A 21,260-nucleotide genomic window follows, 5' to 3' on the forward strand; every position below is an offset into this window, starting at 1 on the left:
CGGTATTTCTTTACCTGCCTTTTGTGGATCGGGGTAAAGTGATAGGTGGTGAGCAACAGTGAATCGGAAAAAACACAGGATCGCTCCCATTTTAATGCCTATGGTTGGGAAGCGTGGGAACGATGAAATACGGGCTTGGATGCTCGTAGGGTACGCTGCGCGTACCGTATCGCCAGCCAGCTTTCTTATAATCTATAAGATGGCGCATTCATTGGCCGAAAAGGTACGCGCAGCGTACCCTACAACGCCTGCGGTATTGTGATAAACCCGACATATCGTCACGGCATGACAGAGAGGTTCTTAAGTTCCGATGGGAGGCGGTAACGCCCTTTTTATCTTGATCGATTAAAAATGCCGAGAGCTTGAGGAAAACTGGATTGATTTTTGCTTGAATAAAACAGGTTTTATTATTCAAGGAGTCAATCATGTCCCATGCGGTTTTTTCCGAGATTCTGAGCGGCCTGTACGATCACCGGGTCGTGCCTTACCTGGGCCCCGGCGTGCTGTCCGATGTGACCAGCAAACTGAACGGCGCGCCGATGCCGGCCGACAGCAACAGCCTGATCCTGGCGATGAACGGCGGCAAGCCGATGGCGCCGAAGCTGATGTACGAATTTCCGCGCGCGGCGATGAATCAGGAATTGAAGCGCGGCCGCACTTTCCTGACCCAGTTTCTCGACAAGGTGTACAAGGACAGCCAATGGACGCGCGCCGCGGTGCACAACTGGCTGACCGAATGGAAGCCGAACTATGTGGTCGACATCAACCGCGACACCCAGTTGCAGGACAGCTATGCGGACGAGGAGCACACGCTGGTCGTCGGCGTCGCCCGGATCATCGGCAGCAGCTACCGCTTCAAGATCTTTCACTACGACCGCGAAAGCTATCATGAAATCGACCAGCAGCAGGTCGATAAAAACCTGCCGATCCTGTTCAAGCCGATGGGTACGCCGAAACCCGAACCGAACTACATCGCTTCCGACGCCGATTATGTCGATTACATCACCGAGCTGATGGGCGGCTTCGCGATTCCGGATTTCCTGAAGGAATACCGGAAAGGCAAAAAATACCTGCTGCTCGGCCTGCCGCTGAACCGCGATTCGGAACGGATGGTAATGAGCGACATCGTCTACGGCGCGGACGACCACAAAGGCTGGTTTTTCCGCAAAAATCCGACCGAGAAGGAGAAGCGCTTTGCGGGACGAATGGGGTTCGAACTGGTCGATGCGGACTGCGAGGATTTGTTGAATTTTATGTATGGATAGCGGGGTAGGTTGGGTTAACGGTTTTATCATTAACACAACCTACAAAGCTACGAAGTGAACCTTACTCTACGAGCTTTAAGCTCACCGGCAAAACGGTTATCAATATCAGCTTTGAATGAATGTGCAATGCGAACATCCTGAAAATTCAAAACGATCTTTGCTCCGCTATTTGAAGCACGAAAAAATACCTGATCATGTAGTCCGGTTACTGCTTGAAAACCTCCATAACAGTTGCGCAATCCTCGAACCATGTTAGCTAGTTTTTTAACATCGGAGGGCTTTTGACTATCAGAGACGTAAAGATGAATTTTTGGTGCGTACATTTCTTCCCCTTTTTTAATCTTCATTATAGAAATCAACAATTTTCTTCTCTGGTAATAATAGGATACCCCCAGGTGTATCTACCTTTTTGAGCATTCCAAATGGATTAAGCCGTTCCTCATCAGGATTTGCCACTTCTTCCCAAAGGTGCAAAATTTCGCGATATGCATTTTTTGATAGTCTTTGCATCCCAAACCATCGATAAATCTCTACCCAATAGACGGCCGCATAGCCAATGTCGACCACGGCTTCCAAACGAGAAAGTAATTCATGACGATGTCTTGCTTGCATTTGTTTATTTCCAACTAAATAGATATAAACATCTTACATCTAGAAATAACGATATGCAAACAAATTATAGCTATTTTATTTACATAAAAAAATTTAAAATTTATAATTTATTGATAAACATTATTATTTATAATTTATAGTGGTATGCTAATTATAAATTGGATGTAATGGGAGGCGGTAGAATCCGGGGGTGGGAGGACTTCAATGCTCTCGGATTTCACTGTATTCCATCAGAGCTGCACGCAGTGTCAGTAATCCGATGTTGGGTTACGCTACGCTAACCCAACCTACAAATTCAAAACTGCTTCACGCTGATATTCAACGTCTGAATCCGATAGGCGATCTGCCGTGGCGTCATGTCCAAAAGCCGCGCAGCCTTCGCCTGCACCCAGCCGCTTTGTTCGAGCGCCGCAATCACGCGCTCGCGCTCGTCCATTTCTTCGCTGTGTAAATCGACCGGCCGGGCAGGGGCGGCTTGCGGCCGAATCACCTGGATTTCGTCTTCGAGGCCGGTGCTGGCCATCACGTCGCGGTCGATTACCCCGTCCTGGCTCATGATCGCGGCACGTTCGAGCCGGTTTTCGAGTTCGCGCACGTTGCCCGGCCAGTGGTGCTTCATCAGGATGCGCAACGCGCTTTCCTTGATTTCGAGCGGCCGGCCGCCCTGTTGCTTCGAGATGCGGTTCAGCAGAAAGCGGGACAGCTCCGGAATGTCCTCGATCCGGTCGCGCAGCGGCGGCATGTTGATCGGCATCACGTTGAGCCGGTAATACAGATCCTCGCGAAACAGGCCGTCGGCGACGTCCTGCTCCAGATTGCGGTTGGTTGCGGCAATGATCCGCACGTTCACTTTTAAGGTCCGGGTGCCGCCGACCCGCTCGAATTCGCCTTCCTGCAGTACGCGCAGCAGTTTGGCCTGGAACGAGGCCGAAATCTCGCCGATTTCGTCAAGAAACAGCGTGCCGTTGTCGGCTAGCTCGAAGCGGCCCTTGCGCTGGCCGACCGCACCGCTGAAGGCGCCTTTTTCGTGGCCGAACAATTCCGATTCGAGCAGGTTGTCCGGCAGCGCCGCGCAGTTTAGTTTCAAAAACGGGCCGTTCGCGCAGGCCGAATTGAAATGGATCGCGTTCGCGACGACTTCCTTGCCGGTGCCGGATTCGCCGCGGATCAGCACCGTCGTCTGCCATTTCGCGACCTGGCGGATGATGTCGAACACTTTCAGCATCGGTTCGGAATGGCCGATGATGTTTTCGAAGCGGTAGTTCCTGACCAGCGTCTGTTTCAGAAAATCGCGCTCGCTGGCGAGTTCGGATTGCTTGCGTTCGAGCACCCACAGCATGTTTACGCTGTGCGCGATCAGGTTCGCGACCATTTCCATGAAACGGGCCCGTTCCCCCAGAAAGCGGTTATTGCAGGGCTGTGCGGCAAGGATGCCGACCACTTCGTTTTGGCCGACCGCCAACGGCGATCCGATGAACGGCAGTTCGGGGTCGTAAATGCCGAGCCGGTTCAGAAAGCGCGGTTCGTCCGCGATGCGCTCGACCACGATCGTGTTGCCTTCGTCGAGGATCGAGCCGACCAGCCCGTCGCCGGGTTGAAAACGCACCGTGCGGTCGATGCCTTCGCCGTAGATCTCGCAGATGCCCATGCTGTCGTCCTCGACGCTGCGCAGGGTGATCATCCCGAAACGCAGTCCCGAGCGCTCGTGCAGAATTTCGAGAATGTCTTTCAGCTTGCTGTGCAAATCCTGGGTGCTGTTCAGAAGCTGGCTGACCAGGAACAGGGTATCCAGTTCCGATTCGACCATTAATAAACGTTCACTCATGTCCCGTTACCGTGCTGATGTTTTTCGGGCAGACCGGAAAACTGAGGTTGAAGCAGCAGCCGTTCTTATAATTCGGATCGATCGCGATCAGGCCGCTGTGCTGATTGACGATTTCCTTCACCATGACCAGGCCCATTCCGGCCTGCAGTCCGCCCATCGCCTGGGTCGTGAAGAAAGGTTCGAAAACCTTGTTGCGCTGATGCGGCGGAATGCCGGGGCCGGTATCCGCGATCGCGACATAAATCCAGTCGCGCCCGACCGTGGTGCTGATTTTGATCAGCCGTTCGCGGCTGCCGCCTCGGTTCATCGCATTGACGGCATTGTCGAGCAACTGTTTGAACAACATCCGCAGCTTGTTTGCCGAACCCAGGACCGACGGCAGCACCGGATTCGGCAGCCAGTCGACCACGACGCCGTTGGCCAGGAATTTGGTGCTGTAGAGCAGCATCACTTCATGCAGCAGCTGGTTGATATTGACCGGCACGACCGCGGTTTCGGGAATTTCGGGCACGCAGCGCTGCAGCGTGTTCAGGGTTTCCTCGCCCATTTGCCTGACCTGGCTCAACAGATCCTTCAACGGTTTGTTGTTGGTATCGTTGCGCTGCGCCATCAGTTGAATCGCCGCGTTGATCTGATTCTGCGGCTGCCGGATCTGGTGCATCGCGCCGAGCAGCGTTTCGCGAATGCTGCGGATATGCTCCTCTTCGGCCATCATGTCGCGCAGGGCCTGCAACTGCAGTTTTTCCTGCTGGCGGCGTTGCAGGGTGATGTCGTTGATGCTGAGCAGCAGATACTGGCGCGACTGCTTGAGGAAGAAATGATCGGCGCGGGCGTCTTCTTCGCTGAACCAGTTGCCGGAGCAGGCGAACCAGCGCGTACCGCGGCGTCCGGCGCCTTCGACCCGGACTTCGCGGTTGCTGAACGCGCGCGGCAGCGACACGCCCTCCGGCCAGAGATCGGACATATCCTGTCTCAGCGCATCTAGAAAAAACCGGGCCGGTTCGTTGTGCCCGAGTTCGCTGACCAGCATTTTATACATCTGGTTGTCCAGAATGATCCGGTGATCGCTGTCCAGCACCGCCATCGCGACCGGCGAGGCATTGATCACCGATTCGATCAGGTGCTTCTGGTTGTTCAGCTGCTGCTCGGCGCGGTAGGCCTGGGTTACGTCGCGGTGCATCCCGATGTAATGGCTGATCTTGCCGCTTTCGTTCAGCATCGGCGCTATCGTTAGGTCGGCCAGGTAACGCTCGCCCTGTTTGCGGCGATTGATCAATTGTCCGTGCCAGACCTGCTTGCGCGTGATCGTGTGCCAAAGGTCGTAATACACCTCTCGCGGGGTACATTTGTCGGACAGCTTGGATTCGTTTTCGCCGAGAATCTCCTCCGCCCGATAGCCGGTCACTTCGGTGAAAGCCTCATTGATATAAAGAATTTTGGCTTTTTTGTCGGTGATCGAGATCGCGACCGGCGCCTGCTCGACGGCCTTGATGAACAGCGAAAGCGGCAGCGGGTTGCCCGGTTTCCGGCCGGCCTCCACCGAGCTGGAAGTAAAAAGCTCAACCACATCGGGGGTTAATTGTCCTTTGAAAAAATCGGGTGTGGTTTTGCTCATGGTCACAATCTCATGGGTGATCAGGGTGATGTCGATGCTGTTGGCTAAGGGCGATTCTTCATTCGGCAGGGGAGCCAGTTTACAGTGTAGGGTGTGCTGAACGAAGTGAAGCGCACCGAGTACCTTCTAGGGATAATTCGCAACTCGATACCCTAAAGGGCACTCGGTGCGCTTCGCTGTCGCTCAGCACATCCTACGGTTATCTCATCCCATCAATTCTCTCAAAATGAGAAAGTCCTCGTTTTTACCTTAACAATATTATGGTTAATTGAGGAAAAGCAAATTCAGTGCCAACAATAGGGAATATCGCTTTTCTTCCGGCCGGCAGCAAACGATTTTCCAGAAACCCTGAAAATTGTCAGGTTTGTGACAATTCCGTTTGAGGCTGTCCGGAAGCTGTATTTTTTAGTACAGACGAAAACGCCCCTTCAGGGGCCGGCGATGCACTAAAACGGAGCTTGAAACCCGATCGCCGTGGTTTGGCATGGTTGATGCTGAGTTACTAGTAAACGATTGGATGAGATGGCAATGAGCGAATACTTACTGCTGATTTTGGGTACGGCGCTGGTGAATAACGTAGTGTTGGTCAAGTTTCTGGGCCTGTGCCCGTTCATGGGCGTATCCAACAAGCTCGATACCGCGCTGGGCATGGGCTTGGCGACCACGTTCGTGTTGACGCTCGCTTCCGCCGCGAGCTGGGTTCTGGAGCATCGCCTGCTGCAGCCTTTCGACATCGGCTTCCTGCGCGTGCTGGGCTTCATTTTGGTGATCGCGGGCGTCGTACAGTTTACCGAGATGGTGATCCACAAAACCAGTCCCGTGCTTTACCAGGTGCTGGGCATTTTCCTGCCGCTGATCACGACGAACTGCGCTGTGCTCGGCGTGGCCCTGCTGAACATCCAGGAACACTACAATTTCATCCAGAGCCTCCTGTTCGGCTTCGGCGCCGCCTTGGGTTTTACGCTGGTGATGGTGCTTTTTGCCGGCCTGCGCGAACGGCTCGCGCTGATGGCGGTGCCGGCCGTTTTTTCGGGCACTCCGATCGCCTTCATTACGGCCGGCATTCTGTCTTTGTCGTTCATGGGTTTCGCCGGACTTTACAGCAAATAAAAGGACTGCCGTATGGTTATTTTTTCCGCGATCCTGATCCTGACTGCACTGGGCCTGTTCCTGGGATTAAGTCTGGGCATTGCCGGCAAATATCTGAAAGTCGAGTCCGATCCGTTGGTCGAACGCGTGGAAGCGTTGATGCCCGGTTCGCAGTGCGGGCAGTGCAGTTTTCCCGGTTGCCGGCCGGCGGCCGAAGCTCTGGTAGCGGGGACTGCGTCGGTTACCTTGTGCCCGCCGGGGGGGACGGCACTGGTGGAGCAGCTCGCGAAGCTGTTGGGCGTGGAAGTCGATCTCAGCCAGGCTCAGGATGCAGAACCGAAGGTGGCCCGCGTTAGCGAGGATACCTGCACCGGCTGTACCCGCTGTTTCAAGGTTTGCCCGACCGATGCGATCGTCGGCGCACCGAAACAGATTCATGCGGTGGTCGCCGATGCCTGCATCGCCTGCGAAAAATGCGTGAATGTCTGCCCGACCGAATGCCTACAGATGCATCCGGTCGAAGTGACGCTGCGCGACTGGCGCTGGCCGAAACCGATGGCCGCCTGAGGAGGAAGACCGTATGTGGGCTCTATTCGAAAACCCCAGGCTGCGCGGCGGCGTTCATGCCGAGGAGTACAAAGGTGAAACGTCCGGCAAAGCGATTGCGACGGATCTGCCGCTGCCGAAGAAACTGTATATTCCCGTCCAACAGCATGTCGGCAAGCCGGCCGAACCGGTCGTGAAGGTCGGCGACCCCGTGCTGAAAGGCCAGTTGCTGGCGCACAGCCAGGGCGCGATCTCGGCGCCGGTGCATGCGCCGAGTTCGGGTACGGTCATCGACGTAGTCGATTATCCGGCGCCGCATCCTTCGGCACTGCCGATCCGGACGCTGGTCCTCGAAACCGACGGTTTGGATCAATGGGGCGAAACGGTGATCCCGCTCGATCCGTTCCAGCTCGATCCGGAAGAAATCTGCCTTCGCGTCGGCGCGGCCGGGGTGGTCGGGCTGGGCGGCGCGGTGTTCCCGTCCGCAGTCAAGCTCGGCCTCGGCCGCAAGAACAAGATTCACACCCTCTTGATCAATGCCGGTGAATGCGAACCGTATCTGACCTGCGACGACCGGCTAATGCAGGAGCGCGCCGGCGAAATCGTTTCGGGCATCCGGCTGATGTTGCGCGGGATGGAAGCTTTTGATGCGCTCGTCGGGATCGAGGACAACAAGCCCGAAGCTTACCGGGCGATGCTCGGGGCCTGCAAACCGTATTCGAACATCCGCGTCGAACAGGTCCCGACCCGCTATCCGATGGGCTGGGACCGGCAAATGCTGCGCTATCTGACCGGCCGGGAAATTCCGGCCGACGGCCGCGCGACCGACATCGGCGTGGTGATCCACAATGTCGCGACCGCCCATGCGGTCTATCGCGCGGTGGCGCTCGGGCAGCCGCTGATCAGCCGGGTCGTGACGGTGGCCGGCGGCGCGGTCGGCGCGCCGCAAAACGTCGAAGTTCTGATCGGCACGCTGATCTCGGAAGTACTCGCGTTCTGCAAGACCGATAAAAACAGAATGGCCCGGCTGCTCATGGGCGGACCGATGATGGGCGATGCCTTGCCGCTTGCCGAAGTGCCGGTCGTGAAGGCCTGCAACGGGATTCTGGCGCTGGCCCCCGAACAGATCGACCAGCCGGACGTGAAGCCCTGCATCCGCTGCTCCAGTTGTGTGAGCGCGTGCCCCGCAGGGCTCTTGCCGCTCGAAATGGCGAGCCGCATTCGTGCCAACCAGCTCGAAGCGGCGGTCGATCTCGGATTGAAGGACTGCATCAGCTGCGGCAGTTGCTCGTATGTCTGCCCGTCGAATATTCCTCTCGTGCATTACTTTAAATATGCGTCGGGCGAACTGTACAAACGCCAGCAGATGGAACACAAATCCGCGCAGACCCGCAGACTGGTCGAGGACCGCAATCAGCGTCTGGAAAAGATACGCCTGGAGGCCGAAGCGGAAGCGCAACGCGTCGCCGAAGCCCGCGCCGCCCGCGCGCGTCAGGCCGCAGCCGGCGGCGGTGCTGCGGAAGGCAGCCCGCAACAACGGGCGACAGCCGGGGAAAGCGCATGAGCATCCGACCGGTCAGCGGTCCGCACGTGACCGCCGTAAGAAGTATCGACCACATCATGCGCAAGGTAATTATTGCCTTGCTGCCTTCCGCCGGTTTCGGCCTGCTGCTGTTCGGCTGGCCGGCATTATACCTGTGCGTCATCACCGTCATCGCCGCCCTGCTGTGCGAGGCGCTGTGCCTGAAATTGAAAGGCGTCGCCGCCTTGCCCGTGCTCCGCGACGGTTCGGCGATCCTGACCGGGCTTCTGGTCGCGATGACATTGCCGCCGTGGGCGCCGTGGTGGATCGGTGCGGTCGGTTCGGCGATCGCGATCGTGCTCGGCAAGCAGGTTTACGGCGGGCTCGGGCAAAACCTGTTCAATCCGGCGATGCTGGCGCGGGTTGCGCTGCTGATTTCGTTTCCGATCGAGATGACCGCCTGGGTCGACGTCAAACCGCTGTCGACCGGGCCGGGGCCGCTCGAAAGTCTCGCGGTCACGTTTTCGGGTTCGGTTTTGACGGACGGTGTTACCGGGGCAACCACGCTCGGCGCGGTCAAAACCGGCTTTTCGCAAAACCGGACGCTGCCCGGACTGCTGGATGATTACTCGGGATTCCTTGCCTGGATCGGCTGGGAACGCGGCAGCCTTGGCGAAACTTCTTCGCTTTTGCTGCTGCTCGGGGGCATCTGGTTGGTCCGGCAAGGCATCATTCAATGGGTGATTCCGCTGTCGCTGCTCGGCACGCTCGCGGGGTTGTCGCTGCTGTTTCATTTGATCGACAGTCAGCATTATCTGAGTCCCTGGGTGCATCTGAATTCCGGGGCGGTGATGCTGGTTGCTTTTTTCATCGCGACCGACTATGTGACTTCGCCGAATACACCCCTGGGGCAGCTCTTGTTCGGGATCGGCTGCGGTGTGCTGATCTTCGTGATCCGCAGTTGGGGCAGTTATCCGGAGGGCACCGGCTTTGCGATTCTGTTGATGAACGCGGCGACGCCGCTGATCGATCATTACATCCGCCCGCGCATCTACGGCCGTTACCGCAACGGCAAACCGATAGACATTACGCCGCCATGAATTCCGACTCCGTGTACCGTCAACGTGTAGGGTACGCTTTGCGTACCGTAAATCGTGTCCGGCAAAAACTCGCTGTCTGGCTGGAACCGGACAATCTCGCGCGATTGCGCCCGAAACTGCATTACCAGGCCGGGGTGCTGGCCGGCTTTGCGCTCGCCGCGAGCATCCTGCTCGGCCTCGCCGACCTTGCTACGCGGAATGTGATCCAGATGCGCCTCGAAGAAGACTTGAAGGCCAGCCTGGAAGAGGTCGTGCCTGCGGCGCTTCACGACAACGATTTGCTGGCCGATACGGTGGCCGTGCCTTCCGCCGGGGCGGCGATAGGCACCGACGAAACGGTCGTTTATCTGGCCAAGAAAGCGGGCAGCGTGACTGCGGTCAGTTTCAAGTTCGCCGCCCCCGACGGCTATGCGGGGCCGATCCACCTGGTGATGGGTATTGCGAGCAACGGCGAAATTCTCGGCGTCCGGGTGATTTCCCATACCGAAACGCCGGGGCTCGGCGACAAGATCGAAATCACCAAATCGAAATGGGTGTTGAGTTTTAACGGCAAATCGCTGGACAACCTGACCTTCGAAGAATGGGCCGTGAAGAAGGACGGCGGGGTTTTCGACCAGTTCGCCGGCGCGACGATTACCCCGCGCAAAGTGGTGCAGGCGATCCGGCGGGGGCTGGAGTTTTTTCAAGCGCATCAAGCGGAATGGGTCGGCCATTGATAGGAGGGGCTTGTGCGGATAAATCCCCCCTGGCCCCCCTTTTTCAAAGGGGGGAAGATGCCGCTAAGTTTATGCAAAAGCGGGAAAAACGCTATTGTCATAATGAAGAAAACGGCGTGCTTCGCCCCGCTCATTGAATAACAGGACAACATCCCCTTTGAAAACGGCAGGATTATTTTAAAAAAGAAGGACTATTCCCCCCTTTGAAAAAGGGGGGCAGGGGGGATTTTATAATGTATACCCTACGCAGGAATTAGTATGAATCTTTCGATCCTATTTTCCGAACCATACCGTAAAATCGCCAAAGACGGCCTGTGGACCAACAACGTGGTGCTGACCCAGAACCTGGCGCTCTGCCCCTTGCTTGCAGTAACCGGCACCGCCACCAACGGCCTCGGCATGGGTCTGGCGACGACGGTTGTAATGGTCGCCTCGAACGGCGCGGTGTCGCTGAGCCGGCATCTGATTCCTCCGGAAATCCGGATTCCGATCTTCGTGCTGCTGATCGCCGCCTTGGTCACGCTGGTCGATATTTTCCTGAATGCCTGGATGCACGAATTGCACAAGGTGCTCGGCCTGTTCATTCCGCTGATCGTGACCAACTGCGTGATTCTCGGCCGCGCCGAAGCGTTCGCCTCCAAGCAGCCGGTGCTGCCGTCGGTGTGGGACGGCCTGATGATGGGGATCGGCTTTACGCTGGCGATGGTCGTGCTCGGCGCGGCGCGCGAAATCGGCGCCGCCGGCACGCTGTTCGCGAATGCCTCGGTGCTGCTCGGCGAGCAGTTCCGCTTCATCGAGCTGACCGTGATCCCCGAATACAAAGGTTTTCTGCTGCTGGCGCTGCCGCCCGGCGGCTTCATCGTGCTCGGCTTCATGATTGCCGGCAAACGCCTGCTCGAACGGCGGCGCGCGCCCAAAACCGTACCCGGCCTCGAAGGCCTCAATTCAATCGGACAAGCGTCCTGGGAGTCAAGATGAATGTCGGCGTATGTTACGCGGAAGCGGACCGGCAGACCTGGCTGCGTCTGGAAGTGCCGGACGACAGCACCGTACAGCAGGCGATCGAACTGTCCGGGCTGCTGGCCCAATATCCGCATATCGATCTCGGCAAACAGAAGGTCGGCATCTTCGGCAAGCTGGCCAAACTCGACGCGCCGGTCAGGGAAGGGGACCGGGTCGAAATCTACCGCCCCATTACCGCCGACCCCAATCAGGTCAAGCGCCGCCGGATCGACGGGTAAGGATTCCTTCAAATCGGCAGACCTGCCAGGTTTTGGAAACCTGGCAGGTCTTTAGACCGGCAACCGTTTTAAGCATTTTAACCGGAGATATTTCATGCTAATCGAAAGTTACGACCAACAAGGGCTGTTGTTCATCCCGTCGGTCAAAGGCGCTACCCGCCTGGCCGGCATCAGCGCCTATCGGGGCGATCTGGTGCTGAAGCAGGGCGCGCTGCGCGAGGGTTCGGCCACGGACCGGAGGCCCCCGGAGCTCTTGCTGCACCAGACCGCGATCCTGGCCGACAGCGACAAATTGATCTTCGTCAGCGGGCTGTTTTACCAATTAAAGGATGTGTCGGCGTTTGTCGAAAAATATCGTGAGGTGTTGACGCCGGCTACCGTGACACTGTTCTTCGTCGAGAATATCGCGAGCCCGATCCAATCGGTCATCGAAGGCGTTACGTTCAAGTTTCTCCCTTACAAAGACGGCTTTGTCTGGAACGAAACGCTGGATCTGCTCTACATCGAAAAAGCCGACCTGAAAGGCCAGTCGGCCGAAGACAAGGTCGTGACCGTCTATCAGGCGGCGAAAGGCTTCACTATCAAAACGCCGGCGATCGCGTTCGAGGAAGCTTTGCAGAAAACGATCGTCGTGAAGAAAGAAGCCGCGGTCGGCCCCGTTTAACGATGAAGCCGTTCAAGACCGTTTCCGTAACTGAGGCTGTACAAATGCTTGCCGAGGCCGACCCGCTGATCCTCGATTGCCGGGAGTTGAAGGATTACCGCGCCGGCCATATCGAAAACGCGATGCATGTGCACGAGCAGCTGCGCGACAGCCTGTTGAAAAAGGGCGACAAGAACCGGCCGATGCTGATCTATTGCTATTACGGCCATGCCAGCGAACATCTGGCCGAAATGTTCGGCGACTTCGGTTTCAAACAGGTCCACAGTCTGGCCGGGGGCTTCGCCGGCTGGAAGGAACACTACAATCTTACGAGGTGAGGTATGAGTCAATTGTCACGAGAACTGGCCCTGCGCATCGCGCTGGCCTCGCGCGTCCTGCCCGGCGTCGGCGTGCCGAAGCTGATCGGGATCCTGCATGAAAAGGTCGGTTCGCCCTTGAGCGACGAGCGGCTGAAAGCGGTCACGGTTACGAATCTGAAGACCGGCATTGGCAGCCACGACGGCGAAGAGGACGGCGAGGACATCGGCATCGGCCTCGAAAACATCAAGCTGGCGGTGCGCTACTTGTGGGGCGAGGAAGACGGCGACGAAGACCTGCCGCAAGTGTTGCCTTACAAGGACGGCGATATGCCCGAATCGATCCGGGTGGCGATCGCCTCGAACGCCGGTTCGCTGCTGAACGGCCATTTCGGCTCGTGTATCCGCTTTCTGGTCTATCAGTTATCCCGGCACGAGTGCCGCCTGATCGACATCCGCTCCACCCTCGAAGCCGACAGCGCGGACGACCGCAACCTGTTCCGCGCCAATCTGATCAAGGATTGCCATGTGCTGTTCGTACAGTCGATCGGCGGGCCTGCGGCTGCGAAGGTGATTCGCGCCGACATTTATCCGATCAAGGTGCCGGAAGTGGTCGAGGCGGCCGAAAAGCTGAAGGAGTTCCAGAACGTGTTCGACACCGCGCCGCCCTGGCTTGCCAAGGCGCTGGGAAAGAGTCCGGAGGAAAGGAAGCGTTTCGCAGTGCATGAGTAAAGGCCGGCATACTGATTTCCTCGGGGTCGGCACGGGCCGGCGCCGGCTTGGCTGAATTGAACCGATCAAATCGGGTTCGGATAAAGGCAATCCCAGGTTTAAAGTTCGAACACATCGGCGTGCTCAGGATTCCGGCCACCCTGGCCGGAACCGCGCTGTTCCTTACAGCCGCCCTGCCTTACGAGAGGCAAGCGCCGCAGGCCGAGCATCAATACTCGGCATCGTGATAAACGTTCTGCACGTCATCCAGGTCGTTCAGCAAATCCAGAAACTTTTCGAACGTCAGGGCATCTTCCCCGCCGATCGGCGTGCTGCCTTTCGGTACGAACTGAATTTCGTCGACCTCGAAATCGATCTCGCCCAGTAAATCGATCAGGGCCTGCTTGGCCTTGAAGTAATCGCCCTGCGGAGTGAAGACGGTCAGTTTGCCGTCCTCGTTTTCGATGTCGGCCACATCCACATCCGCGGACAACAAGGCGTCGAGCACCGCATCCTCGTCGCCGTGATTAAACGCCAGAATCGCGACATGGTCGAACATGTGGCTGACCGTGCCGGGCGTGCCGATCTTGCATTTCGTTTTGGTGAAGCACTGGCGCACGTCGCCGAAGGTCCGGTTGGGATTGTCGGTCAGGCAGTCGACGATCACCATGCAGCCCCCTGGGCCGAAGCCCTCGTAACGCGCGGGGGCGAAATCTTCCCCGGCCCCGCCTTTCGCCTTGTCGAGCGCTTTTTCGATCACGTGGGCAGGCACCTGGTCTTTCTTGGCCCGTTCGATCAATCCCCGCAATGCCAGGTTTCCGGCAGGGTCGATGCCGCCGGACTTGGCGCACACATAAATTTCGCGGCCGTACTTGCTGTACAGCTTCGTCTTGGCCCCGGCGGTCTTGGCCATGGACACTTTACGGTTTTGATAAGCTCTACCCATCGGGCTGCTGCTCCCTTGAAAACAAAAAACGTGGATTTTACAGGCAAGTAGCCGCAAAAGAAACCGTTGGCATTTTTCTTCTTGTCTACGATCAATCTTATCCTTCTCCTCGAATAACGGATGGTTGGTTGACTGGATCAGCTATAGATTTCAAAAAGGTATAGACCAAATCGCAATTTATTCTTTATATGTAAAAATCTATCATAAAAAACAAATTTTTAAATACATAATATTCTGTTAATAATTGTAGATTATGATCTTCAGTACCAGATTTAACTCGATGGAGGACAGCACGGCATCTCATAATGAATGGCATATGTGTAAGCATGATGCCCTTATACACAAGTCCGTCATATCCGCCGGGATGCGGATATCTAGTGCCAAGGATGACAAACCCCAAACGCCCGCCCCTGGATTCCAGCATTCCCTGCCGGAATGGCGGACTTGTGTATAACGGCGTAATGTATAAGATCATCCTGATGGGTGTGAAAAAACGATGTGGATTATGGGCTGTAAGACTATGCGATTCATATTATGAAATCTAAAAATCCTTTCTATTTCTCCAAATCGCCGGATCAGGAAACTACCGGCGAATAAATTTCCGCAAGATAGTACGAATTCACCTGAAGAACGGCATGCCGCTCAAAGGTGATCATGCAGGTTTCCAGTCTGACTGGCTGTTTTTTCAAGGCGAGGGGGGCCGGTTAATCAGTGAATTTATGCTGGCAATCTATACCTCTGCCCTAAAGGAGCTTGTCGTCTATCTATAAAGGAACTCCTCAACCCTAAGTTTTTATTTAGGAGGAGAGTTTTTTACTCCAATATTCAAATTCTCAAATCCAAAGTATTCAAACCTAAAGTTTGATCTTTCCCGCAACATACTGACTTTATCCTGGGGCGTCCTCATCAAGGTTTTTTAAAGGCCTGGGGACGGCTTTGGGTAAAAATTCATCAATCTACGCACGGCCCATCCGATAAGCCGGGCATTCACCACTCAGTTATAACAATGAAAAACTCTTTTATAACGGTTATTACTGTGCGCAGACTTTTTATGCGCCATTTCCTCTTGCTTCTCGTATCCTTGTTGTTCAGCGGCAATTTATTCGCAGTAAACGTAAACCTTGCCTGGGACTCCAGCCAATCTTCCGATGTGGGAGGGTACAAGGTTTCTTATGGGACCGGCAGCGGTAAGTACACCACGACTATCGATGCGGGCAACAAGACCGCGCACTTGATTTCAGGGCTGAAAAAAGGCACTCGGTACTTTTTCGCGGTGAAAGCTTATAACTCCGCCAAAACCGTTGAAAGCACTTATTCCAATGAAATCAATTTAACGGTGCCAGCCGCTGCTGCAACAACGGCTGAACAGAACGTTATTAATGTGTCCCTTTCAGGTGATACCTCGGACGGTACCTCGGGCGGTACCTCGGGCGGTACTTCGGGCGGTACTTCGGGTGGTACTTCGGGTGGTACTTCGGGTGGTACTTCGGGTGGTGCCGCAGAGACGGACGGCGATGGGCTCGTAGCCGCTTATGGCTTCGAGGAAGGAAGCGGCAAGCGGGTTGTGGACGCTTCGGGCAAGGGCAATCACGGCACAATCAAGGGGGCTGTCAGAATCGACGAGGGCCACAATGGGAAAGCGTTGATGTTCGACGGTGTCAACGACTGGGTTACCGTCAAAAATAGCGCCTCGCTGGATTTATCCAACGGCATGACGCTCGAAGCTTGGGTGTATCCGTTGTCACAGTCGGACGGAAACAATGCGGTCATACTGAAGCAGGCGCCAAAGGGAGAGGCGTATGCCCTCTATTCCGAAGAGGACGCCAATCTGCCTACCTCTTACATCAACGACGGCAGTTACCATGGTGTCGCCGGAACCAGTCGCCTGCCCGCGAATGCATGGACTCATCTCGCGGCAACCTATGACGGCGCTTACCAACGCTTGTACGTGAATGGCGCTCTGGTCGCCGAGAGCCCGCAAAATACGTTAATCCGGCAATCCAAAGGAAAGCTGCGCATCGGCGGCAACAGCTTGTGGAATGAATATTTCCACGGTTACCTCGACGAGGTCCGTATTTATAACCGAGCCTTGAGCGCTGCCGAAGTCGGTGCCAACCTGGCGACTCCGGTCAGCACATCCCATCCTGCACGGCTTCTGATGGGGGATAACACCCTGGAACCTTGGGTCGATTACCGGGCTCAGGGGACTGCCGAAGCATTCCAGACCGTACCCGCCGAATCGGGTATCGTCACTCATGTATGGGTTTACCTCGATGCCGGCTCGACCGCAACGGAATTGGTTGCCGGAATCTATAAAGACAGTTCCGGCCATCCGGGAACCCGTATGGCTCAAGGCAAATTCAGCAACCTCAAGGCCGGCGCCTGGAACGCGATACCGATTTCCGCCGTTCCTGTAAAGGCGGAACGGCCGTACTGGATTGCGATCCTCGGAACGCAAGGGCAAGTGGCTTTCCTGGACCAGGTGGGCTCATCGGCCGGTTTGATGGAGACCAGCGCGTCCAAAGAGCTGAAGATATTGCCTTATAAATGGAAAGGTTCGGCAACGAAACAGGATGCGTCCATGTCTGCCTACGGCAAGGGATATTGACGAACTGCGGCCTGAGCGAGACGGGGTCTGCAGCCCCGTCTCAAACGCTCGAAGCCGACCAGTCCGTCCAAGGCTCCCAAACGTTAAGAATGGGGAAGGGTATTCCGTTCGGGGGCAATCCTTACTTATAAGAATTGCTAATTCGGATCCCGTTATTTCCGCAATCTATCGGGCGGAGTTAGGCTTAAAGCGGGGTTCCGTCAAGCTGGCTTCAAATTGATCAATCGGTAAGGGCTTGCCGAATAAATAGCCTTGGTAAGCTTCGCATCCGTACTGTCGTAATAAAGCGAGTTGTTCATCTGTTTCCACCCCTTCCGCTATGACTTGGAGACTGAAGTTGCGAGCTAAATCGATGATTGTTTTCACCATAATCGCCTCGTTTCTGTCCAATCGGATGCCGCGAACAAAACTCTGGTCTATTTTTACCTGGTCCAGAGGCAGTCGTTTCAAACACGAGAGTGACGAATAACCGGTACCAAAATCGTCTAGTGAAAGCGTGGTGCCGAGCCGTTGCTTTAAAGCGCGCATCTTCTCAATCACTAACTCCAGATTGTCCAAAGCTACGCTCTCGGTCAGTTCCAGTTTGAGGCGCGACGGATCAACGCGATGTCGCTCAATGGATGCGTTAACGTGTTCTACAAAGTCGGGTTGCATGAACTGGTGCGCGCTGATGTTCACTGCAAGCGTAAAGTGGCATGTCAATGGGTTTCGGCTCCATGTAGCCAGTTGCCGGCAGGCCCTATCTAGAACCCATTGGCCGATTTCCAGGATCAGCGAGCTTTCTTCCGCAAGGGGAATGAACTCGCTCGGCGGTATCATGCCGCGCTGAGGATGACTCCAGCGAAGCAGTGCCTCCGCACCGATCGGTAGCAGGTTCTGGTCGACCTGAACCTGGTAATATAGCTTTAGCCGATCCCCAGCAATATCCTTCCGCAAATCCGCTTCCATTGCAGCACGTGTTTCGATGGCCTTCTGCAGTTCGGGATCGTAGAAGCGTATTTTGTTTCGTCCGCAATCTTTCGCCTGATACATCGCAATGTCAGCCCGTTTTACCAGTTCTTCCGCGAGTACAGCATTTCCGCAGAACAGGCATATGCCTATACTCGGCGAACTGTGGTATGTATGGTCTTTCAGTTGATATTGGGAAGCCACTACGGAGCGAACCTTCTCGGCGATCTGGGCGACATTTTGTGATGCATCTGCGCCGTCCACACCGAGATCTTCGATCAGCAAGAGAAATTCATCCCCGCCTAAGCGAGCGATGGTATCCACATCCCTCATACATGATCTGAGGCGATTGGCGACCTCGATCAGCAGCAGATCCCCGAATGCATGTCCAAGCGTGTCATTGAGAGTTTTAAATTTGTCGAGGTCGAGGAACAGTAGGGCACCATATTGCTGACTGCGGGATGAAGCAGAAAGCGCTATGCCCAAGCGTTCAATCATGAGTCGTCGGTTAGACAGTCCGGTCAGAGGATCATAGAAAGCCAGATTATGGATTTCCGCCTCCGCTTGCTTGCGTGCGCTGATGTCTACGAAGACCGAGACGTAATGGGTCGTTTTACTGTTTGAATCCTTGACTGCGGTAATGGTCGCGTATTTCGGATAGATGTGGCCGTCCTTATGCTTGTCCCATATCTCGCCCGACCATGAGCCTATGGTTAGCAGATCGTGCCACATTTGCCGAAAAAACAACGTGTCATGGCGTCCTGAACTCAGTAGGCGCGGGTTTTTGCCGATAACTTCTTTGGCGCTGTAGCCGGTGGTTTGCTCGAATGCCTGATTGACACGGATGATATTGGCCTCGACATCCGTGATCATAATGGCTTCCTGCGTCTCGAAAGTGGTGGCCGCAACCCTGAGCTCGTCTTCGGCCTGTTTTTTCTCGGTAATGTCTTTGACTACACCGCTCCAGAAACTGCTCCCGTCGGGCTGTGGTATGGGATCGGAGGATATATTGATCCAGCGGATTTCTCCACGAACGCTAAAACGTCCCTCCCAACGGAATGGAGCCATGAAGATTCGCGATTGATCATTGCATCGCATTAAACTCTCATAGTCATCAGGATGGACTGAGTCAAAGGCTAGGCGGTAGTCGTTGATTAGCGCATCTGCCTCCATTTCCAGGATCTCGCAAAACTTGGGGCTGACATACTTGAAGCCCATGGACCCATCGGTATGGAAATACCAGGTATAGACGCCGACCGGTATGGTCCGTACAAGCTGTTCGTAACGCTGTTCACTTTCCAATAGCGTTTTTTGGATGTCTTCGAGCTTTTTTAATGCAACTGCCATGTCGGCACGCGTCGCCTGATCTGAATGAAGCAAGTTATCTATTTCATTTTCGAGGTTGCGCTCGGATGGAGTAACAATGAACTCGTCGTAGGGATCCCCTTTCGCCACGAACATGGTTTGCACAGCCCAGCAGTTCTTATTGAACAGTTTGCTGCAGATACCGGCGAATTTGCCTGCCAGCATGCCGCTTCCCCAGCACACGCCCAGCGCCTTTTGATAGCCGCCTTCCCAGTTGTTAAATGCACGGAATCTGCACTCTTGTTTATCGGGGTCATAGTTTATCAACTGCCAGTTGCCCCAACCGGCCACTTTGGCATTTAGGTTTAGCTGGGCAAAGCCTTCTTTAAAGTCTGGGTAGCTGCTGATCAAAAGCCAGTCGGAGTCGACGCTTTTGCGACCTTCCGCCTGCAATGCCAGATTGAAGCGTTCCGCCCCTACCATCGACGCGACGCCCGCCATCAAGCCCGCAAGCGTCGAGTCTACCCACATCAACGCGACTGGAATGCCCCGGAAATTACACAGGCCTTCCTGCATGTCCCATGAGATTTCTATGCCGTTGACATTGATGATATTGCCGAACTCTCCCTTTTGAAGGGGGTTGGGCGTAGAAATCGTAGAAGACATATATAAATAGTGGATCCGATACCAATAGGGAAAAACATGAGAAACCGAAGGCTGGCTTAAACTCTTTAGGATAAGAGCCCCATATTAGAATAGAAGGAAATTCAGCGGCATCCAAGTGAGAGTACAAGCGTTGCCCAAATCGAATTCGGTCTTCAGCCGTAAAAAATTTGCCGGTCGTTTTCGAGAGTTCAAGGGTGATCTTTTTGCGCCGCGTTTTATAAGAGACGTATGCAAAACTCCGAAGGTGAAAAATCTTCTTTTACCTTCAAATATAAAGAATTCGCCTGTATTGTGATCGTAAATTTCATCATTCGATTTATCCTTGCCTAGGAATGAGCGGGTCCTGAAAACCGGCCTTGGATAAGCTTGCCTTATTTCTCATTCGAGAAAAAACAGATCATGGGACAAGCCTGGCAGGATGTTTAGAGCGGATAATCTCGCCTCTGGAAACTCGGGGCGATTGGCGTGGTCACAAAATTGTCCCTATGCGTTTTACGGTTTTACGAAGGTCTGGCCTTAGGGAGCTAATAAGGTTTAATTCATGCAGGTGAAGGTTGAAAATGATGCCCGGATTATTGCGTAACGTGCTTGGTTTTGTTGTTTTGGTTGCAACCATCGGTCTTGCAACCTGCCAATCGATGGTGAGGGCCGATCCGCGCGTTTTCTACGCCGTGCCTGAAGCCCATTCAACCTACGGTCCACGGGCGGAAGGATGAACCCGTTCGATAAAACCCGACGTGCTGTCGAGGATGCCCTGCAGCGTTATTCACCGCGCGGCCTGCTGCTTTATTTCCTGCCGATCGCGCTGATTCCGGCGACGTTTATCGCCTTGGGAGAAGGGCATGTACTGAAAGTTTTGGTCAATGCCGCCGGTTTTGCCCTGTATATGTTAGCCGCCGTGTGTCTGCGCCGAGGATTGCAGGCCGAGTATGTTTACCACAAAAGCCGCATCGCCGGCCCGCCCAATCCGCCCTTGAAAACGATTGCCGCAGCGATTGCGGCGCTGGCGACCGGTATGGTCGCCTGGCTGGGCGTGGGGCATTCGCTGCCGGCGGGGATGCTGTTCGCCAGCGGCGCGTTTCTGGGCATGTATTTGCGTTACGGATTCGACCCGCGCGCGGAAAAGCGGAAAATCACGGCAGCCTACGGCTATTCCGGGGATGAAATTCGGCAGGCACTCGAGGATTCGTCGCGTGTCATCCGCGGCATCGAGCAGGCCAACGGCCGGATCCGCAATGCCGAATTGAACCGGCGGATCGAACGGATCTGCGATATCGCCGACGATATTCTGGCGGATATCGCGGCCGACCCGCGCAATTTCCGAAGGGCGCGGAAATTTCTGAACGTCTACCTCGACGGCGCCCGCCAAGTGACCGAAGGTTATGCGGAAACCCACCGGCAGACCACATCCGAAGAACTGGAACAGAATTTCCGCAACGTGCTGGAAACCATCGAATCGACCTTTCAGGAGCAGCATCAAAAACTGCTGGAAGAAGACGCGTTCGATCTGGACGTCAAAATCGAAGTGTTGAATACGCAGCTGAAACGGGAGGGGATTCGCTGATGACCTCATTTTCAGAGTATG

The 21,260-nt window shown here is 55.3% G+C and carries 19 protein-coding genes; 13 read left to right on the forward strand and 6 right to left on the reverse strand.

Going from position 1 to position 21,260, the window contains the following annotated elements; translation table 11 throughout:
* Nucleotides 1–425 precede the first annotated feature (425 nt).
* A complete protein-coding gene (locus JJL52_RS11140) occupies nt 426–1,265 on the forward strand; it encodes an SIR2 family protein (RefSeq protein ID WP_202052495.1) in 840 nt (279 codons plus the stop codon).
* Between the two features lie 47 nt (nt 1,266–1,312).
* On the opposite strand, the gene JJL52_RS11145 is transcribed toward JJL52_RS11140, so the two are convergent.
* The 4 genes from JJL52_RS11145 to nifL form a co-directional block, all read right to left on the reverse strand.
* Entirely contained in the window at nt 1,313–1,612 is a 300-nt protein-coding gene (locus JJL52_RS11145) for a hypothetical protein (protein ID WP_202052496.1), read from the reverse strand.
* On the reverse strand, nt 1,602–1,877 hold the full coding sequence (locus JJL52_RS11150; RefSeq protein ID WP_202052497.1) for a hypothetical protein: 276 nt from the start codon (nt 1,875–1,877) through the stop codon (nt 1,602–1,604). Before JJL52_RS11150 ends, JJL52_RS11145 begins: the two co-directional genes overlap by 11 nt.
* 295 nt (nt 1,878–2,172) lie before the next feature.
* Nucleotides 2,173–3,702: a nif-specific transcriptional activator NifA gene (gene nifA, locus JJL52_RS11155; RefSeq protein ID WP_202052498.1), complete on the reverse strand. Its 1,530-nt coding sequence runs from the start codon at nt 3,700–3,702 to the stop codon at nt 2,173–2,175.
* Nucleotides 3,695–5,317, reverse strand: coding sequence for a nitrogen fixation negative regulator NifL (gene nifL, locus JJL52_RS11160; RefSeq protein WP_202052499.1), 1,623 nt, complete (start codon nt 5,315–5,317; stop codon nt 3,695–3,697). Before nifL ends, nifA begins: the two co-directional genes overlap by 8 nt.
* 528 nt (nt 5,318–5,845) lie before the next feature.
* Here nifL and rsxA point away from each other — a divergent pair.
* The 10 genes from rsxA (at nt 5,846) to JJL52_RS11210 (ending at nt 13,223) form a co-directional block, all read left to right on the forward strand.
* Complete coding sequence (gene rsxA / locus JJL52_RS11165; RefSeq protein ID WP_202052500.1) at nt 5,846–6,427, forward strand: electron transport complex subunit RsxA; 582 nt, start codon at nt 5,846–5,848, stop codon at nt 6,425–6,427.
* Between the two features lie 12 nt (nt 6,428–6,439).
* A complete protein-coding gene (gene rsxB, locus JJL52_RS11170) occupies nt 6,440–6,973 on the forward strand; it encodes an electron transport complex subunit RsxB (protein WP_202052501.1) in 534 nt (177 codons plus the stop codon).
* 13 nt (nt 6,974–6,986) lie between these two features.
* On the forward strand, nt 6,987–8,516 hold the full coding sequence (gene rsxC / locus JJL52_RS11175) for an electron transport complex subunit RsxC (protein WP_202052502.1): 1,530 nt from the start codon (nt 6,987–6,989) through the stop codon (nt 8,514–8,516).
* Nucleotides 8,513–9,574 carry an RnfABCDGE type electron transport complex subunit D gene (locus JJL52_RS11180; RefSeq protein WP_202052503.1) on the forward strand — a complete coding sequence of 354 codons (1,062 nt, stop codon included), beginning with the start codon at nt 8,513–8,515 and terminating at the stop codon, nt 9,572–9,574. The genes rsxC and JJL52_RS11180 overlap by 4 nt, the downstream gene beginning before the upstream one ends.
* On the forward strand, nt 9,571–10,290 hold the full coding sequence (gene rsxG, locus JJL52_RS11185) for an electron transport complex subunit RsxG (RefSeq protein WP_202052504.1): 720 nt from the start codon (nt 9,571–9,573) through the stop codon (nt 10,288–10,290). The genes JJL52_RS11180 and rsxG overlap by 4 nt, the downstream gene beginning before the upstream one ends.
* Before the next feature lie 258 nt (nt 10,291–10,548).
* On the forward strand, nt 10,549–11,268 hold the full coding sequence (locus JJL52_RS11190; protein WP_202052505.1) for an electron transport complex subunit E: 720 nt from the start codon (nt 10,549–10,551) through the stop codon (nt 11,266–11,268).
* On the forward strand, nt 11,265–11,531 hold the full coding sequence (locus tag JJL52_RS11195) for an RnfH family protein (RefSeq protein WP_202052506.1): 267 nt from the start codon (nt 11,265–11,267) through the stop codon (nt 11,529–11,531). Before JJL52_RS11190 ends, JJL52_RS11195 begins: the two co-directional genes overlap by 4 nt.
* Nucleotides 11,532–11,625: 94 nt before the next feature.
* Complete coding sequence (locus tag JJL52_RS11200) at nt 11,626–12,195, forward strand: hypothetical protein (protein WP_202052507.1); 570 nt, start codon at nt 11,626–11,628, stop codon at nt 12,193–12,195.
* A gap of 2 nt (nt 12,196–12,197) precedes the next feature.
* Complete coding sequence (locus JJL52_RS11205; protein WP_202052508.1) at nt 12,198–12,512, forward strand: rhodanese-like domain-containing protein; 315 nt, start codon at nt 12,198–12,200, stop codon at nt 12,510–12,512.
* 3 nt (nt 12,513–12,515) lie between these two features.
* Complete coding sequence (locus JJL52_RS11210) at nt 12,516–13,223, forward strand: dinitrogenase iron-molybdenum cofactor biosynthesis protein (protein ID WP_202052509.1); 708 nt, start codon at nt 12,516–12,518, stop codon at nt 13,221–13,223.
* Nucleotides 13,224–13,431: 208 nt separating this feature from the next.
* Here JJL52_RS11210 and JJL52_RS11215 read toward each other — a convergent pair whose 3' ends face one another.
* Entirely contained in the window at nt 13,432–14,148 is a 717-nt protein-coding gene (locus JJL52_RS11215; protein WP_202052510.1) for a YebC/PmpR family DNA-binding transcriptional regulator, read from the reverse strand.
* A gap of 1,051 nt (nt 14,149–15,199) precedes the next feature.
* On the opposite strand from JJL52_RS11215, the gene JJL52_RS11220 reads away from it, so the two are divergent.
* Nucleotides 15,200–16,756 (forward strand): LamG-like jellyroll fold domain-containing protein, encoded by a 1,557-nt coding sequence (locus JJL52_RS11220; RefSeq protein ID WP_236994208.1) that lies wholly within the window; start codon nt 15,200–15,202, stop codon nt 16,754–16,756.
* A gap of 165 nt (nt 16,757–16,921) precedes the next feature.
* Here the strand turns inward: JJL52_RS11220 and JJL52_RS11225 are convergent, their stop codons facing one another.
* On the reverse strand, nt 16,922–19,675 hold the full coding sequence (locus tag JJL52_RS11225) for an EAL domain-containing protein (protein WP_202052512.1): 2,754 nt from the start codon (nt 19,673–19,675) through the stop codon (nt 16,922–16,924).
* 712 nt (nt 19,676–20,387) lie between these two features.
* Between JJL52_RS11225 and JJL52_RS11230 the strand changes: the two genes are divergently transcribed.
* On the forward strand, nt 20,388–21,239 hold the full coding sequence (locus tag JJL52_RS11230; protein WP_202052513.1) for a 5-bromo-4-chloroindolyl phosphate hydrolysis family protein: 852 nt from the start codon (nt 20,388–20,390) through the stop codon (nt 21,237–21,239).
* Nucleotides 21,240–21,260 lie beyond the last annotated feature (21 nt).

This window comes from Candidatus Methylomicrobium oryzae (assembly GCF_016745425.1).
Classification (GTDB): Bacteria; Pseudomonadota; Gammaproteobacteria; order Methylococcales; family Methylomonadaceae; genus Methylomicrobium; species Methylomicrobium oryzae.